Source organism: Aeromonas sp. 130281 (assembly GCF_056642115.1).
This window is the reverse complement of the sequence record NZ_JBWVQS010000001.1, coordinates 566,571-583,209: the sequence shown is the minus strand read 5'-3', so window position 1 is coordinate 583,209 and position 16,639 is coordinate 566,571. Positions and strand designations below refer to the sequence as shown.

The window sequence follows — 16,639 nt, the reverse complement described above, 5'->3', positions numbered from 1 at the left end:
TTGTCAGCATAAAAGTGTGAGAGTGCAAAATGGATTCACTCAACCGATACGAGGGATGACCGCCATGAAGCTGCTGGTCGCTGTCAAACGGGTCGTTGATTTCAACGTCAGGATCCGGGTCAAGAGCGATGGCTCCGATGTGGAGCTCGCCAATGTGAAGATGGGCATCAACCCGTTTTGTGAGATCGCGGTGGAGGAGGGGGTGAGGCTGCGCGAAGCCGGGGTGGCCACCGAGCTGGTGGTGGTGACCTTTGGCCCGGAGGCGGCGGCCGAACAGCTGCGCCATGCCCTGGCGCTGGGGGCGGATCGGGCCCTGCACTATGTCACCGACGAGACCCTGGCCCCACTCACCGTGGCCCGGGCCCTGCAACAGGTGTGCGAGCAGGAGCAGCCAGATCTGGTGCTGCTCGGCAAGCAGTCCATCGACTCTGACAACAACCAGGTCGGCCAGATGCTCTCGGCCCTGTGTGACTGGCCGCTCGCCACCTTCGCCTCCGCCGTCAGTCTGGTGGAGGGGGAGCTGCATGTGACCCGCGAGATAGACGGCGGTCTCGAGACCCTCGGCATGGGGCTGCCTGCCGTGGTGACCGTGGATCTGCGCCTCAACGAACCCCGCTTCGCCTCGCTGCCCAACATCATGAAGGCCAAGCGCAAACCGCTCGAGAGCGCCCCCTTTGCGGCCCTGGGGGTCGAGCCCGCCGGTCAGACCCGGTTGCTCGGGGTGATGGCGCCAGCCCCCCGACGCGCCGGTGTCAGGGTGGGCTCGGTGGACGAGCTGCTGGACAAACTCAAGAACGAAGCCAAGGTGATCCCATGAGCGCATTGAGGATCAAGGCCTATCCTGCGGGCCGGCCGATTGCCGCCAGCGGGCGCGTTGGCGAATGGACAGGAAGATCAACGGACGACATCAAGGTGCTGCCATGAGCGTACTCATCATTGCCGAACATCATCAGGGCCAGCTGGCGGACAGCGCCGCCCGTCTGGTCACGGCGGCGAGCCTGCTCGGCGCCGAGGTCCACCTGCTGCTGCTGGGTCAGGGGCTGGCGGAGGCGGGGGAGCAGGCGGCCTCCTTGCAGGGGGTCAACCGGGTGCTGCTGGCCGAGCACCCCATGCTGGCGGAAGGGCTCAATGACGGGCTCGACCGACTGCTGGCCCCCGTGGTGCGTGACTATCAGCACTGCCTGATGGCGGCGAGCAGTCACGGCAAGGATCTGCTGCCGCGGGTGGCGGCCAGGCTGGGGGTGGAGATGATCTCCGAGGTGACGGGCATAGAGGGGCCGGATACCTTCCTGCGCCCCCTCTATGCGGGCAACGCCATCGCCCGGGTGACGAGCACGGCGCCCGTCAAGGTGCTCGGCATACGGGCATCGGCCTTCCCAGGCGTCGAGAACGGGGGGGCTGGGGCCAGGGTAGAGCACCTTCCCGTCCCCGAGCTGGCGTGCCGGACCCGGCTCATTGAGCGGCGTGCGGTGCGATCCGCACGGCCCGAGCTCGGCGCCGCGCGAGTGGTGGTCTCAGGCGGGCGGGCGCTCGGCTCCAAGGCGCAGTTTGCCCTGATTGAAGCCCTGGCCGACAAGCTCGGCGGGGCTGTGGGTGCCTCACGGGCCGCGGTGGATGCAGGCTTTGTGGCCAACGATCTGCAGGTGGGACAGACCGGCAAGGTGGTGGCCCCCGAGCTCTACATCGCCATCGGCATCTCCGGGGCCATCCAGCATCTGGCGGGGATGAAGGAGTCCAAGGTGATCGTCGCCATCAACAAGGATGCCGAGGCCCCCATCTTCCAGGTGGCGGACTACGGCCTGGTGGGGGATCTCTTCACCCTGCTGCCTGAGCTCACCGCCAAGCTGTAAATGTGCCAAAAGGGGGCGCAGAAAGCCGTCTGTGCTGTCTCGCCCCCGTTTCCATGCATGTTCTCTGCAAGCCCTGGCCCATTCAGGGCTTTTTCCATGGCGGCGACATCGGCCATATGAGGTAAAAGGTTGCGCTGGATCCCAAAAAGCCTTTGCCCCCACGGGGGCCTGTCGTGTAAAAACATTCAAGTCATCGATCACACTCATCCATTCACGGAAAGCGTCATGAGCAAACAGATTTACAACTTCTGCGCCGGCCCCGCCATGTTGCCGGTTGAAGTCATGGAGCGCGCCCAGCGCGAATTTTGTAATTTCCAGGGGCTGGGAGCCTCGGTCATGGAGCTGTCCCATCGCGGCAAGCCCTATATGGCGGTCGCCGAGAAGGCCGAAGCGGATCTGCGGGATCTGCTGGCGGTGCCGGACAACTACAAGGTGTTGTTCATGCACGGCGGCGGTCGCGGCCAGTTCTCTGCCGTGCCCATGAACCTGCTGGGTGGCGCCAACAAGAAGGCGGATTACCTGCTGACCGGCGTCTGGGCCCAGAGCGCCGTGGATGAGGCCCAGAAATACGGGGAGATCCAGACCTTCCAGGGGGTGGCGAAGAACGAGCAGGGGATAAGCCATCTGCTGCCGACCCCGGCGTTTCGCGCCGACGTGGCCTATGTGCACTACTGCCCGAACGAGACCATAGATGGCATCGAGATGTTCGACATCCCGGCCACCGGCGATGTCCCCCTGGTGGCGGATCTCTCCTCCACCATCCTCTCCCGTCCCATCGACGTGAGCCGCTTCGGCATCCTCTACGCTGGTGCCCAGAAGAACATAGGCCCGTCGGGCCTGGCCATCGCCATAGTGCGGGACGACCTGCTGAACCAGGCGAGAGCCGACGTGCCCTCGATTTTTGACTACCAGCTCACCGCCAAGAACGACTCCATGTTCAACACCCCCCCCACCTACGCCTGGTATCTGGCCGGTCTGGTGTTCGAGTGGCTCAAGGAGCAGGGCGGGCTGGAGGCGATGGAGGCGCGCAACAAGGCGAAGGCCGACTTCCTCTACGGCTACCTCGACGACTCCAGCTTCTACGGCAACAAGGTGGACGCGGCCTGCCGCTCCCGCATGAACGTGCCCTTCCAGCTGAAGAACGAGGCCCTGGACAAGCAGTTCCTGGCGGAGTCGGAAGCGGCCGGTCTGCTGGCGCTCAAGGGGCACCGCATCGTCGGCGGCATGCGCGCCAGCCTCTACAACGCCATGCCGCTGGAAGGGGTCAAGGCCCTGGTCAGCTTCATGGATGGCTTTGCCAAGCGCCACGGCTGAGGCCTGTTTCCCCGATAGCAAGGCGCCGGGGACTCCCCGGCGTCTGTTTTTCCAGAAGATCCTGACCGCCAGCCCGGTTGCCCCGGTTTTGTGCCACAGACGGTCTTGCCGCGCGGGGCGCGGGCTGTTAACGTCCGGTCAGGTGATTTACTTGAGATTGTACAGGAAGTCTATGAATTCGTTGCGTTTGGAACCTATTTCTAGCGTGGCCGGGGTGGTCAATCTGCCTGGCTCCAAAAGTGTCTCTAACCGTGCCCTGCTGCTGGCTGCCCTGGCACGGGGCACTACCCGGCTGACCAACCTGCTCGACAGCGATGACATCCGCCACATGCTGGCGGCGCTGACCCAGCTCGGGGTCAAGTACAAGCTCTCCGCCGACAAGACGGAGTGCACAGTGCATGGCCTGGGTCGCAGCTTTGCGGTATCGGCACCGGTCAACCTCTTCCTCGGCAACGCCGGCACCGCCATGCGCCCGCTCTGTGCGGCGCTTTGTCTGGGCTCCGGTGAGTACATGCTGGGGGGCGAGCCGCGCATGGAGGAGCGTCCCATCGGTCATCTGGTGGATGCCCTGCGCGAAGCGGGTGCCCATATCCAGTACCTGAAAAAAGATGGCTATCCGCCCCTGGTGGTGGACGCCAAGGGGCTGTGGGGCGGTGACGTGCACGTCGACGGCTCCGTCTCCAGCCAGTTCCTGACCGCCTTCCTGATGGCTGCCCCCATGGCGGCCGGCGACACCCGCATCCACATCAAGGGGGAGCTGGTCTCCAAGCCCTACATCGACATCACCCTGCACATCATGAAGCAGTTCGGGGTGGTCATCGAGCACGACGACTACAAGGTGTTCTACATCAAGGGCAACCAGACCTATGTCAGCCCCGGTGACTTCCTGGTGGAAGGGGATGCCTCCAGCGCCTCCTACTTCCTCGCGGCGGGCGCCATCAAGGGCAAGGTGCGGGTCACCGGCATCGGCAAGCACAGCATCCAGGGAGACATCCACTTCGCCGACGTGCTGGAGAAGATGGGCGCCCGCATCACCTGGGGTGACGACTTCATCGAGGCCGAGCAGGCCCCCCTGCACGGCGTCGACATGGACATGAACCACATCCCGGATGCGGCCATGACCATCGCCGTGGCGGCGCTGTTTGCGAAGGGGCCCACCGCCATTCGCAACATTTACAACTGGCGGGTGAAGGAGACGGATCGCCTGCACGCCATGGCGACCGAGCTGCGCAAGCTGGGGGTGGAGGTGGAAGAGGGGCACGACTTCATCGCCGTCACTCCGCCGGAGCAGCTCAAGCACGCGGCCATCGACACCTACAACGACCACCGCATCGCCATGTGCTTCTCCCTGGTGGCGCTCTCCGATACCGCAGTCACCATCAATGATCCGGGTTGTACCTCCAAGACCTTCCCGGACTACTTCACCAAGCTGGCCAGCATCAGCCAGGTCTGAGTCCGTCGGGCCCGCCTTGTGCGGGCCCGTTCGTTTATGCCTCCCGTCTTCTCCCCGGTTTGCCAACGCCTCTTAGCAGCATTATCCAAACTTGCAAGGTCCGCAGATAAAATTCCTTGTCCAAGAATGTAATTTTCTATTTACACCGTCCCGGTCGCGGGCTAGATTGAAGTTTCTTCATCGCAGTCATTTAGCAGGAAACTTGGTCATGCAGCATCAAACCGACGACGTTCGTATCAGTGAAATCAAAGAGTTATTGCCCCCGGTTGCGGTGCTTGAGAAGTTTCCGGCGACCGAGACCGCATCAAATACCGTGTTTGAATCCCGTCAGGCCATCCACAACATCCTGGCCGGTGACGATCAGCGCCTGCTGGTGGTGATAGGGCCCTGCTCCATCCACGATCCGGTCGCCGCCCTGGAATACGGCAAGCGCCTCAAGACCCTGCGCGACGAGTTGAAAGATCAGCTGGAGATCGTGATGCGGGTTTACTTCGAGAAGCCGCGCACCACGGTCGGCTGGAAGGGGCTGATCAACGACCCCTACCTCGACAACAGCTGCCAGATCAATGACGGCCTGCGCCTGGGTCGCAAGCTGTTGCTGGATCTCAACGACATGGGGCTGCCGACCGCCTCCGAGTTCCTCGACATGATCACCCCGCAATACGTGGCGGATCTGATGAGCTGGGGCGCCATCGGTGCCCGTACCACCGAGTCCCAGGTGCACCGCGAGCTGGCCTCCGGTCTCTCCTGCCCGGTGGGCTTCAAGAACGGCACCGACGGCACCATCAAGGTGGCCATCGATGCCATCGGCGCCGCCAGCGCCCCGCACCACTTCCTGTCGGTGACCAAGTACGGCCACTCCGCCATCGTCTCGACCGCTGGCAACCCGGATTGTCACATCATATTGCGCGGCGGCCGCGAGCCGAACTACAGCGCCGCCCACGTGGATGAGGTGGTGAAGGGGCTGGACAAGGCGGGTCTGCCGCAGAAGGTGATGATCGACTTCAGCCACGCCAACAGCAGCAAGCAGTTCAAGAACCAGATGCTGGTGGCCGAGGACGTGGCCGGTCAGCTGCGCGCCGGCAGCAAGGCGGTGTTCGGTGTCATGGTGGAGAGCCACCTGGTGGAAGGGCGTCAGGATCTGGTGGAAGGGTGCGAGCTCACCTTTGGCCAGAGCATCACCGATGCCTGCATCGGCTGGGCCGATACCGAGGTGCTGCTGCGCAATCTGGCCGATGCCGTCGCCACCCGCAACGCACTCTGAAACCGGGGCGGGGATGCCCCGCTCACGGCAATAAAAAAGCGCGACTTCGGTCGCGCTTTTTGTTGCTTCGGGAAGAGGGCCTACTTGGCCCGCTCCTGGTGGCCACGCAGGCGGATGTTGATCATCTCCACCACCAGCGAGAAGGCCATGGCGAAGTAGATGTAACCCTTCGGAATGTGCAGATCCAGCCCTTCGGCCATCAGGGCGACCCCGACCAGGATCAGGAAGGAGAGGGCCAGCATCTTGATGGTGGGGTGGGTGTCGACGAAGTCGCCGATGGCCTTGGCGGCAAACATCATGACGCCGACGGCGATGACGATGGCCAGCACCATGACTGGCACGTGGTCCGCCATGCCGACGGCTGTGATGACGGAGTCCAGGCTGAAGATGATGTCGAGGATGGCGATCTGCACCAGTGTCGACATGAAACCGGCGGTCTTGCTCACCATGCCGGGCTCCTCGGCGGCACCCTCCAGGCTCTGGTGGATCTCGTGGGTGCTCTTGGCGATGAGGAACAGGCCCCCCACCAGCAGGATCAGATCCCGGCCGGAGATGGCTTCATTCAGCACGCTGAACAGCGGCTCGGTGAGGCGCATCACCCAGGCGAGGGAGAGCAGCAGCAGGATGCGGGTGCCCATGGCGAGCCCGAGTCCCAGAATGCGCGCCTTCTGGCGCTGGGCTTCCGGCAGGCGCCCCACCAGGATGGAGATGAAGATGATGTTGTCGATGCCCAGCACGATCTCGAGCAGGGTCAGGGTGGCGAGCGCGACCCAGGCGGAGGGGTCAGCAATCCATTCCAGCATGATAGAACCTTGGTTGAACTTTGATTGAGGGGTGAAGTCGCGCATTCTAGCAGGGGGTTATGGCTTGTCCCAGTGGCGGGAAAAGATAAAAATGGTAGCCATCCAACGGGAGGAAAACATGTTTCGATTAGGGCTCATCATCAACCCCATCGCCGGCATCGGCGGGGCCGTCGGTCTCAAGGGCAGTGACGGCATGGTGGCCGAGGCGCTGGCGCGGGGCGCCGTCCCCAAGGCCCGGGGGCGGGCCCGCCAGGCCCTGCTGCCCCTGTGCGAGCTGTCCACGCCGTTCGAGCTGCTGACGGTGGCCGGGGAGATGGGGGAGACGCTCGCCGCCGAGCTGCATCTGCCTCATCGCATCGTCTACCAGCCAGCCGGGGCCCAGACCTGCGCCGAAGACACCCGGGCCGCCGCCCTGGCCCTGCGGGAGGCGGGGGTGGATCTGCTGCTGTTCGCCGGTGGCGACGGCACAGCCCGGGACATCTGCGCGGCTGTGGGGGAGTCCTGCCATGTGCTCGGCATCCCGGCGGGGTGCAAGATCCACTCCGGGGTCTACGGCGTGACCCCGGCGGCGAGCGGCCGGGTGGCGGCGCGGATGATAGCGGGTGAGCTCCTGAGTCTGGTGGATGCGGAGGTGATGGACATCGACGAGGAGGCGTTTCGCGCCGGCAAGGTGCGTGCCCGTCACTACGGCCAGCTGCTGGTGCCCGGGGATCTGCGCTACGTCCAGGCGGTCAAGCAGGGGGGACGGGAGTCCGAGGAGCTGGTGCTCGCCGATCTCGCCGCCGGGGTGGTGGAGCAGATGGAGCCCGATACCCTCTACCTGATGGGGTCGGGGAGCACGGTGGCCGCCTGCATGGCCGAGCTCGGTCTCGAAAATACCTTGCTCGGTGTGGATCTGGTGGAAAATGGCCGGCTTATCGGGCAGGATCTCTCCGCCGCCGAGATCCTGACCCGGATCCGCGGCCGTCGCTGCCGCCTGATCATCACCCTGATCGGTGGCCAGGGACATCTGTTCGGGCGCGGAAATCAGCAATTGAGTCCAGACGTGATCCGGGCCGTCGGGCGAGACCATATCCAGGTGCTCGCCACCAAGTCCAAGCTGGCGGCTCTCGAGGGCCGTCCGCTGCTGGTGGATACCGACGATCCGGCACTGAACCGGTCGTTACGTGGTTATCTGCGCATCACCACGGGATACAAGGATCAGGTCATCTACCCGGTGGCCAACCCGGAATAGGACATCAAGGATGCGGCTGGCCTGGCGCCAGAGAGCCGCGATCAACCGGATCGCGGTTCCACTCCCCCGAATTTTTTGCCGGCAATCCCGGAAATGAGGCTGCGTTAAATGACGATTCACGATTTTGAACACAAGTTGTTGGGACTGATCGACGCCATGGTCGCCACGGCCAGCGAGGACGAGCTGTTTGCGGGCGGCTACCTGCGGGGTCATATCTCGCTGGCGGTGGCACGCGCCGAGCTGGAGGGCAAGACGCTGGTGCGGGACGTAAAGAGCTATGTGCTGCGCAGCCTGAACGAGGCCATCTTGCAGGGGGAGCTCTCCGAGCAGGACGAGGTGCTGGTGCAGGAGATGTGGAAGCGGCTGCAGCAGCAGGCGGAAGCTTGATCCCATTCGCAATTCAAACAGAAGTTTAAGTAATCTGCTTCCCTGAGTGTTATCAAAAGGTTAATAATGAGGCTCGCCTTTTGTTTCAGGGATTAAACTATGGCCTCCACCTCACGCATTGCCACTAAACTGCCGCTCGAGATGCTCTATCACTGGGAGCGGCAGTGTCCCGACCGGATCTACCTTCGCCAGACCATCCACCGCGAATACGTCGACTTCACCTGGGGTGAGGTCGCCGACGAGGCGCGCCGCATGGTGACGGCACTGCGTCATCTGGGGCTGGTGCCGGGGGACAAGGTGGCCCTGCTCTCCAAGAATTGTGCCCAGTGGTTCATCGCCGATCTGGCGATGCAGATGGGGGGCTACGTGAGCGTGCCCATCTACCCGACTGCCAACGTCGACACCATCGAATACGTGCTGCGCCACAGCGAGGCCAAGGCGATCTTCGTCGGCAAGCTGGACGACTGGAAGAGCCAGGAGGCGGGGGTGCCCGCGGATCTGCTGCGCATCGCCCTGCCGTACGACACCATGCCGGCTCCCCACCAGTGGGACGCGCTGCTCGATGCCCATGAGCCCATCCCGGACAGCCCGGTGCAGGCGCCGGACGCCCTGCTGAGCCTGGTCTACACCTCCGGCAGCACCGGCAAGCCCAAGGGCGCCATGCTGAGCGTGGAGCGCTACGCCTGGTCCTGCGAGAAGCTGGTGGAGGCGGTCTCCCTGACGGCGGCGGATCGCGGCTTCTCCTACCTGCCGCTCGCCCACATCACGGAGCGGGTCTACATCTACGGCGGCAGCCTGTTCAGCGGCGCCACCATCGCCTTCCCCGAATCCCTCGACACCTTCATCGAGGACGTCAAGCGCTGCCGTCCCACCGTCTTCATCTCGGTGCCGCGGCTGTGGGCCATGTTCCGCATCAAGATCCACGAGAAGCTGCCCCAGAAAAAGCTGGCGCTGCTGCTCAAGATCCCCCTCGTCTCCAGCCTCATCAAGAGCAAGCTGCAGAAGGGGCTGGGGCTGGATCAGGCGCGGGTGCTGGGCTGCGGCTCGGCCCCGGTGGCCCCGGCCCTGCTGGAGTGGTATCACAGCATAGGGCTCGAGATCACCGAGGCCTGGGGCATGACCGAGAACCACGCCTACTCCACCCTCAACTTCCCGTTCCGGGCCGACAAGATAGGCACAGTCGGCAAGGCCGGGCCCGGGGTGACCATCAAGATCTCCGACGAGGGGGAGATCCTCTGCCGCTGCGACGGCATGATGCTGGGCTACTACAAGGATCCCGAGCACAGTCGCGAGGCCATCGATGACGACGGCTGGCTCCACACCGGTGACATGGGCAAGCTGGACCGGGAGGGCTACCTCACCATCACGGGCCGGATGAAGGATGTGTTCAAGACCGCCAAGGGCAAGTACGTGGCCCCCGTACCCATCGAGGGGCTGCTGGGGCAGGAGCCCATCATAGAGCAGCTGTGCGTCATCGGTTACGGCATGCCGCAGCCGGTCGCCCTGGTGCAGCTCGCCGAGAGCGCCATGAAGGGGGACAGGGGAGCGGTCGACGCCCAGCTGGAGGCCGCCCTGACCCGGGTCAACGGCCAGCTCGAGTCCCATGCCCGCCTGCGCGGCATCCTGGTGGTCAAGAGCCCCTGGAATATCGAGAACGGGGTGCTGACCCCCACCATGAAGATCCGCCGCCACCTGCTGGAGCAACAATACGCGGATATCGGGGAACGCTGGTCCGGTGTCCGGACCATCATCTGGGAGTCCTGACAGGGCCGACGAGGGGCCTCCCGGGCCCCTCTGGGCATTTGGCAAATCAATGCAAAGCGCCATATCATTAAAAAATCAAATGACAAAGGGGAGCCAGTGGCTCCCCTTTTAGCACTCAACGAACCTGTCTAGACGGCCTGGTACTCCAGCTCCACCAGTCCCAGGGCCTTGAGGGTCGACTGGGCCGAATCCCGCTGGCTGATCTGGCCATCCTTGCTCTCCAGCAGCACGGCGCGGCGCACTGTGGTGAGCTCCTCGCCATTCAGTACCGCGTGGGCGCAGGCCATCTGCATGGGGGGCAGGCTTGGGTTGAAGGCGGCGTTCTCGGCGTAGCGGCCGCAGAAGATACGCCCGTCCTCGAACTGCAGCGCCACCGCGGCATAGCCCTGACTGTAGGGAGCATAGCTCTGGCGGGCGGCGGCGAGCGCAGCCTGCCACAGGGGGTCGTCGCTCTCGAGCACCAGCTCGTCGTGAGCCTGGGGGCTCATCAGGGCATCGGTGATGTCGAGATCGGCGGGGCCGAAGGAGTGGGGCAGGAAGGATTGCAGCTCGCTCAAGTCATCCGGCAGGGAGACTTTGAGGGTCTTGGCGGTGCTCAGCTCGTTCATGAACTGGCGGCAGTGACCGCAGGGGGTGTAGTTGACGGTGATCTCACTGATCCCGGTCTCGCCGCCGAGCCAGGCGTTGGAGATGGCGGACTGCTCGGCGTGCACCGAGTGGAACAGCCCCTGGCCCGCAAACTCCATGTTGGCGCCAAAATACCAGGCGCCGCTCAGGCCGCAGGCGATGGCGCCGACGAAGAACCTGGAGATGGGAGCCACCGAGCAGGCGGCCGCCAGCGGCAGCAGGGCCAGGCGCAGGGCCCGATCGTCGAGCCCGGTGGCGGCTTTCAGGGTCGCCACTTGCTCAGGGGTGAAACGGGCCTGGAAATCGTCCCCCAGCATGGGCAGCAGGGCGGCCTGGAGCGGGGCGGAAAGGGTCTCGAATGGCTTGGCAAAGCGGGGATGCATACTGTGTCCTCAAAGGCCAATTGGGGGGCCATTGTAGGGAGCAAGCGCGGCGAAATGTGTGAGCGCGCTCACGCCTTGATGGGCAAAGGGGCGGGGATGGTAAAGGAAACGTTTGTCTTTCGCAATCTGTGCGCTTGCTCGCAGCATCAGGGGAGTGGCTGTGTCCTATGGCTGTGATTGAAGGGCAAGGAGGCATGGCCGCAGGGGCGGCCATGGCAGGGGGGCGCCGGGCTCAGGTCAGCCAGTGATAGAGGGCAAACAGCAGGGGGGCGACGGCGGCGGTCAGCACGCCGCATACCACCATGGCCAGCGACGAGAAGGCCCCCTGGGTGACCCCCTGCTCGGCGGAGGCGGCGGTGCCGATGGCGTGGGCGCAGGCCCCCATGGCGAGTCCCTGGGCCTCGGGGTCGGTCACTCGCATCAGCCTGAGCAGGGGATAGCCTATCAGGGCCCCCAGTATCCCCACCACCACCACCACGGCGGCGGCGATGGCGGGAATGCCGCCGAGGGACTGGCTGACGCTCATGGCGAGCGGCGTGGTGATGGACTTGGTGGCGATGGAGGCGAGCAGCGCCGGATCCGCCCCCATCAGGTGGCCAATGCCCAGGGTAGTGCAGACCGAGATGAGCACAGAGGTGAGGGTGCAGAGGACGATGGGCTTGAGCTTGTCGCGGATCTGGCGGGCCTGCTGGTAGAGGGGCAGCGCCAGCGCCACCACGGCGGGCTCCAGCAGGGCCGTGATGGGGGCGGTGCCGCGCTGGTACTGATCCAGCGGCAGGTCCAGCCAGAGCAGCAGGCCTATGATGGCGGCGGTGGGGATCAGCACCGGATTGATGACGGGCCAGGGCAGGCGGCGGTAGAGGGCCCGGGTCATGAAATAGAGGGCCAGGGTGAGGGGCAGGGCGAACCAGAACATCATTCTCTGTTCATCCTCTGGTAGAGGTGGCCGACCGCCCCCAGGATCAGCACTATGCCGAGCACGACGCAGAGCATGATGAGGCCAAACGACTGGCGCAGGGGCTCGAGCCAGGCCACCAGACCGACGGCGACCGGCACGAACAGCACCCCCATGTGACGCAGCAGCAGGCCGCCCCCCTGCTCGACCCAGGAGAAGCGGATGAGCTGCAGGGAGAGCAGCACGAACAGCAGCAGCATGCCGAGGATGCTGCCGGGGAAGACGAAGGGCAGCAGGGCGGCCAGGGCCTTGCCCGCCAGCAGGCAGGCGATGATGACCAGAAAATCACGAAGGTAGCGCAAGGCGCGTTGCAACAACACGGGGGCCTCATCTTGGCAACTGTGAGCGAGGTCGCAGTTTAACAGGCACGGGGGGCATGGAACAGGGTCAACTGACCCGCAGGGGATACAATGGCCCCGGCATCATCCCCATTCACCAGAAGGAGTTCCCATGTCGTACACCTCTCTCCTGGCCAGGTTGCGCCAGTTGCCCGCCGATCCCGCCCTCCCTGACACCCTGCTGCAAACCCGTCAGTGGGACGGCCCCCTGTGCCGGGTGAGGCTGGACAACAGGGGGGCCAGCCCCGAGGCCGTTCGTCACTGGCGGCTGTTTGAGGGGAAGCTCGGTCTCTCTCCCGAGGCGGCCATCTACGGAGAGGGGTTCCAGATGCTGGCCCAGACCCTGGGTAGCTGGCAGGCCCCCGAGCCGGTGGGCCGCTGCCCCGACGCCGGCGTCTATCGCATCACCGACGACGACGGCTATCACACCGTGCACAACCTGCTGCTGGTGGCCTGCGAGGGGGGCTGGCTGCTGCTGGCGTTCGCGAGCTGCCAGCGCTTTGGCGGGGAGTTTCGCCTCTACCCGGACGGGCGCCTCGAGATAGTGATGAACGCCGAAGGGCGCACCCTTGCACCGGGAGAGCACTGGCAGAGCGAGGCGCTGATCTGCCTGGAGGGGCCGGACAGGGAGGCCCTGCTGGGGTCGCTGGCGGACTATATCGAGGCCGAACACCCTTCGCTGGTGAACGAGGTGCCCGCGCGCCCGAGTGGCTGGTGCTCCTGGTATCACTACTATGCGGACGTGAGCGCCGCCGACATTCGCGAGAACCTGGCGGTGCGGGCGATGCGTTTCCCGGCCCTGCGCTACGTGCAGATAGACGACGGCTATCAGGCGAAAATGGGGGACTGGCTCACCCCTTCCCCCAAGTTCGAGCAGGGGGTGGCAACCCTGGCCGGGGAGATCCGCGCCGCCGGCTGCGAGCCCGCGCTCTGGGTCGCCCCCTTTATCGCCGAGCCGGGCTCCCAGGTATTCCAGCAGCACCCGGAGTGGTTCGTGAAGGGGGAGGATGACCTGCCGCTCCCCTCGGAGCGGGTCACCTACGGCGGCTGGCGCTGCACCCCCTGGTATGTGCTGGACGGCACCCATCCCGAGGTGCAGGCCCACCTCGAGCAGGTGTTTCGCACCCTGCGCGAGCAGTGGGGCATCCACTACTTCAAGCTCGATGCGAACTTCTGGGGCGCCATCCACGGCGGCCGCTTCCACGACCCCGCCGCCACCCGGGTCGAGGCCTATAGACGCGGCATGGCCGCCGTGCTGCGCGGGGCCGGGGAGGGCGCCTTCCTGCTCGGCTGCAACGCCCCCATCTGGCCAAGCCTTGGCCTGGTGCACGGCATGCGGGTGAGCGATGACGTGGAGCGCCAGGGCCGGCGTTTTCGCCAGATAGCGCGGGAAGCCTTCTGCCGCGCCTGGCAAAACGACAGGCTCTGGGCGCTGGATCCCGACTGCGTCTGCCTGCGGGATATCCCGGGCCAGCACGCCAGCCGCGCCGAGTACGACTTCCACCTGGCCGCCCTGGTGGCGAGCGGTGGCATGGTGCTGGCGGGGGACCGATTGCAGGATCTGGACGAGGGGCAGGGGGCGCACCTTGGCAAGCTGCTGGCCCTGTGCGCGGCGCGCACCCCGGCGGCCCGCTTCGATGACATGGGGTTTGGCCGTGGTCGGGTGGCCCTGCCCGGGGGCGGCGAGCTGTTCTGTCTGTTCAACTGGGGCGAGCAAGCCACAAAGATGGCGCTGCCGGCGGGGGGCAGGGATTTCTGGAACGACACCCCCCTGGGAGAGACGCTGGAACTGGCGGGGGGCCAGGGGGCGGTGATCCGCTACTCCTGAATGCCGCGCGAAGCAAAAAGGCTCCCTCGGGAGCCTTTTTATCGGGTGGGGTTGACCCCTAGAAGTGCCACTCCATCCCGATGGCGTAGTTGGCGGAGCCATAGCCCGGGATCTCGTTGCTGGAGGCGAGCGCCTTGAGGGTCAGGCGGGCGCTGAGGGGAATGCCGAGCCCCATGCCGATGGCGACCTCGTCGCTCTGATCCCCCATCATGTCCACCCGCAGGGTGCGGTAGAGGGAGAGATCCTGGCTCATCTGGGCATAGATCTGGGACGACTTGTTGTAGAGCTGACCGAAGATCTCCATCTGGAAGCCGTTCTGGGGCGTGATGGCCAGGGGAATGCCGGCGAAGCGATAGAGATCCGAGTGGTTGAAATAGCTGTTGGTGATCTGGGGGGTGAAGTCGGTCTGCTGGTAGAGGGTATTGAAGTTGCGCTCGATGAGCCGATAGGTCTGCTCCGGCAGACGCAGCAGATAGTCCGGCACTTCGAAACGTACCCCGGCCAGGGTGCTCTGGGGCAGCAAGGCACAGGCGACAAGGGTGAGAGCAGGCAGTGCTGAACGCATAAAACGTGAGATCCCCAACAGTCGAGGCGCGGCATCCATGCCGGCAGCGCATGTAATTATCAAACTATCAGGAGCTTGGCTCCCCTGCTCATTATGTCGCGAGCGCGGGGAGCCGACAGGGTTTTATGTGTGAAACGCCTCACATCTCATAGATCTTCCAGGTAGTGATAGAGACTCTTAAGAATCGCAAAGTTCCGTTCGTTACCCTGATTCTGCTCTGCCAGCGCCTCGAGACGGGGCACATAGTCCGGCAGACGGCGGCTGAAGTAGTCGCTGCAGTGCAGGCGCCAGCGCTTCTGCTCCGCCTCGCTCAGGGTGTGGGGCCAGTTGCGGGCGCGGTAGCGGAACAGCATCTGGGGCAGGCGCGGGTCGCTGAAGGCAAACTCCCGCTCACCCAGCAACTCCGCCGGGGTGGCGCGCACCAGATCCATGGTGGACTTGTCGCCGTGGCCGAAGAAACCGGCGTAGAGCTGGGTATCGGGATCACTGTCATTGCTGCCAGCAAACTCCTGATTGAACACCTCCACCAGTTTCTCCCGCACCTCGGGGTGGGCGCGCAGCAGATCCAGGCTCTTGCGACACTGCTCCCGGTCGATGCCAAGCTGGTCGGCCCGCTCCGGGGTCAGGGTGGCGGCTGGCGCCAGCACCGGGCACTTGTTGATGTGCACCAGCTTCACCGGAATGGCTGCCAGATCCCCCAGCTCCTCTTTCCTGGTGTAGAGGCGCTCGCGGATCTCCTCGCTGGTGAGCTCGATGAGGGGGGTGGGGTCGCGGGTCAGATCCACCATGATCACCGCGTTCTGGTTGCTGGGATGCCAGGCGAGCGGCGACACCCAGCTTGCGCACCCCTGCCAGGGGGAGAACATGCCGGAGACGTGGACCAGCGGCTTCATGGTCACCACGTCGATGAGGGCCTTCACCTTGTTCTTGTTGCGCAGGGCAAACAGGTAGTCAAACAGCTTGGGCTGGGCCTTTTTCACCAGCTTGGCCATCTCTATGGTGGCCAGCACGTCCGAGAGCGCATCGTGGGCGTTGGCGTGGGCCACCCCGTTGGCCACCGTCAGCCTCTCCAGCTTGAAGCTCGGTTTGCCCTCGTCGTCGAGGGCCCACTCTATCCCCTCCGGGCGCAGGGCGTAGCAGGCCCGCAGCATGTCGAGGATGTCCCAGCGGGAGTTGCCGTTCTGCCAGGCATAGGCATAGGGGTCATAGAAGTTGCGATACAGGGTGTAGCGAGTCACTTCGTCATCGAAGCGGATGCTGTTGTAGCCCAGCACGCAGGTATTCGGAGTGGCGAACTGCTCGTGGATCTGGCGAATGAAGTCCGCCTCGCACAGCCCGTCCTTCATCGCCTTCTGCGGCGTGATGCCGGTGATGAGGCAGGCTTCCGGCTCCGGCAGGTAGTCCGCCGGCGGCTTGCAATAGATCACCAGCGGCTCGCCGATGAGGTTGAAATCGGCGTCGGTGCGAATGCCCGCAAACTGCGACGGCCTGTCCCTGGCGGGGCTGATGCCGAAGGTCTCGTAGTCGTGGAAGTAGAAGGTGGGCTCGCTGCCGGGCTGTGCTGTTTTGCTCATGTTGCTCGAGGTGAGGTGTCCGATGGCGGCGCCATGGCGCCTGGGTGGGCGGTGCCATGCACCGCAGTTGCCAGCATGGTAAACCATAGCGCAGGCAGAGCGAAGCCCGGGCGCCCTGGTACTTGGCAAACATCCTTTGATCCACCCTTAACAGGTGAAGGTTTAACCCCTGGTGATAAATGTCGGTTTAGCTCTATTTGGTGAAATCTCAGACTTCAACCTGATGAACTGGCGTGTGTATGCGCGAGGCGAACCAACGCTTACGCAGTGCCTTGGCTGAATGGGGGCCGGATTTGTTCT

At 64.5% G+C, this 16,639-nt stretch carries 15 protein-coding genes; 9 read left to right on the top strand and 6 right to left on the bottom strand.

The genetic code is table 11. The features are described from left to right. The first annotated feature begins 64 nt into the window (after nt 1–64). The 5 genes from AC1IN8_RS02575 to aroG all read left to right on the top strand — a co-directional run bounded on the left by AC1IN8_RS02575 (nt 65) and on the right by aroG (nt 5,881). Nucleotides 65–817: an electron transfer flavoprotein subunit beta/FixA family protein gene (locus AC1IN8_RS02575; protein ID WP_479757938.1), complete on the top strand. Its 753-nt coding sequence runs from the start codon at nt 65–67 to the stop codon at nt 815–817. Between the two features lie 103 nt (nt 818–920). Then, entirely contained in the window at nt 921–1,850 is a 930-nt protein-coding gene (locus AC1IN8_RS02570; protein ID WP_479757937.1) for an electron transfer flavoprotein subunit alpha/FixB family protein, read from the top strand. A 225-nt stretch (nt 1,851–2,075) separates the two neighbouring features. Continuing rightward, entirely contained in the window at nt 2,076–3,164 is a 1,089-nt protein-coding gene (gene serC / locus AC1IN8_RS02565; protein ID WP_479757936.1) for a 3-phosphoserine/phosphohydroxythreonine transaminase, read from the top strand. A 172-nt stretch (nt 3,165–3,336) separates the two neighbouring features. Beyond that, nucleotides 3,337–4,617 carry a 3-phosphoshikimate 1-carboxyvinyltransferase gene (gene aroA, locus AC1IN8_RS02560; RefSeq protein WP_479757935.1) on the top strand — a complete coding sequence of 427 codons (1,281 nt, stop codon included), beginning with the start codon at nt 3,337–3,339 and terminating at the stop codon, nt 4,615–4,617. A gap of 208 nt (nt 4,618–4,825) precedes the next feature. Further along, nucleotides 4,826–5,881: a 3-deoxy-7-phosphoheptulonate synthase AroG gene (aroG, locus tag AC1IN8_RS02555; protein ID WP_247626649.1), complete on the top strand. Its 1,056-nt coding sequence runs from the start codon at nt 4,826–4,828 to the stop codon at nt 5,879–5,881. Nucleotides 5,882–5,961: 80 nt separating this feature from the next. On the opposite strand, the gene AC1IN8_RS02550 is transcribed toward aroG, so the two are convergent. Next, complete coding sequence (locus tag AC1IN8_RS02550) at nt 5,962–6,684, bottom strand: TerC family protein (protein WP_404838290.1); 723 nt, start codon at nt 6,682–6,684, stop codon at nt 5,962–5,964. Nucleotides 6,685–6,802: 118 nt separating this feature from the next. Here AC1IN8_RS02550 and AC1IN8_RS02545 point away from each other — a divergent pair, with 118 nt between their 5' ends. The 3 genes from AC1IN8_RS02545 to AC1IN8_RS02535 all read left to right on the top strand — a co-directional run bounded on the left by AC1IN8_RS02545 (nt 6,803) and on the right by AC1IN8_RS02535 (nt 10,069). Next, complete coding sequence (locus tag AC1IN8_RS02545) at nt 6,803–7,918, top strand: ATP-NAD kinase family protein (RefSeq protein WP_479757933.1); 1,116 nt, start codon at nt 6,803–6,805, stop codon at nt 7,916–7,918. A gap of 108 nt (nt 7,919–8,026) precedes the next feature. Beyond that, nucleotides 8,027–8,305: a YfcL family protein gene (locus AC1IN8_RS02540; RefSeq protein ID WP_005332956.1), complete on the top strand. Its 279-nt coding sequence runs from the start codon at nt 8,027–8,029 to the stop codon at nt 8,303–8,305. Nucleotides 8,306–8,404: 99 nt separating this feature from the next. Beyond that, nucleotides 8,405–10,069 carry an AMP-binding protein gene (locus AC1IN8_RS02535; protein WP_319913804.1) on the top strand — a complete coding sequence of 555 codons (1,665 nt, stop codon included), beginning with the start codon at nt 8,405–8,407 and terminating at the stop codon, nt 10,067–10,069. 128 nt (nt 10,070–10,197) lie between these two features. On the opposite strand, the gene cdd is transcribed toward AC1IN8_RS02535, so the two are convergent. The 3 genes from cdd to AC1IN8_RS02520 form a co-directional block, all read right to left on the bottom strand. Then, entirely contained in the window at nt 10,198–11,079 is an 882-nt protein-coding gene (gene cdd, locus AC1IN8_RS02530) for a cytidine deaminase (RefSeq protein WP_479757932.1), read from the bottom strand. Between the two features lie 232 nt (nt 11,080–11,311). Beyond that, nucleotides 11,312–11,998, bottom strand: a complete 687-nt coding sequence (locus AC1IN8_RS02525) for an LrgB family protein (protein ID WP_247626647.1) — start codon at nt 11,996–11,998, stop codon at nt 11,312–11,314. Then, nucleotides 11,995–12,354 (bottom strand): CidA/LrgA family protein, encoded by a 360-nt coding sequence (locus AC1IN8_RS02520; protein ID WP_139435327.1) that lies wholly within the window; start codon nt 12,352–12,354, stop codon nt 11,995–11,997. The genes AC1IN8_RS02525 and AC1IN8_RS02520 overlap by 4 nt, the downstream gene beginning before the upstream one ends. Nucleotides 12,355–12,484: 130 nt before the next feature. Between AC1IN8_RS02520 and AC1IN8_RS02515 the strand changes: the two genes are divergently transcribed. Then, nucleotides 12,485–14,200 (top strand): glycoside hydrolase family 36 protein, encoded by a 1,716-nt coding sequence (locus AC1IN8_RS02515; protein ID WP_247626646.1) that lies wholly within the window; start codon nt 12,485–12,487, stop codon nt 14,198–14,200. Between the two features lie 58 nt (nt 14,201–14,258). Here AC1IN8_RS02515 and AC1IN8_RS02510 read toward each other — a convergent pair whose 3' ends face one another. Next, on the bottom strand, nt 14,259–14,765 hold the full coding sequence (locus AC1IN8_RS02510) for a hypothetical protein (RefSeq protein WP_202045264.1): 507 nt from the start codon (nt 14,763–14,765) through the stop codon (nt 14,259–14,261). A 146-nt stretch (nt 14,766–14,911) separates the two neighbouring features. Further along, nucleotides 14,912–16,339, bottom strand: coding sequence for an exodeoxyribonuclease I (sbcB, locus tag AC1IN8_RS02505; RefSeq protein WP_479757931.1), 1,428 nt, complete (start codon nt 16,337–16,339; stop codon nt 14,912–14,914). Between the last annotated feature and the right edge of the window lie 300 nt (nt 16,340–16,639).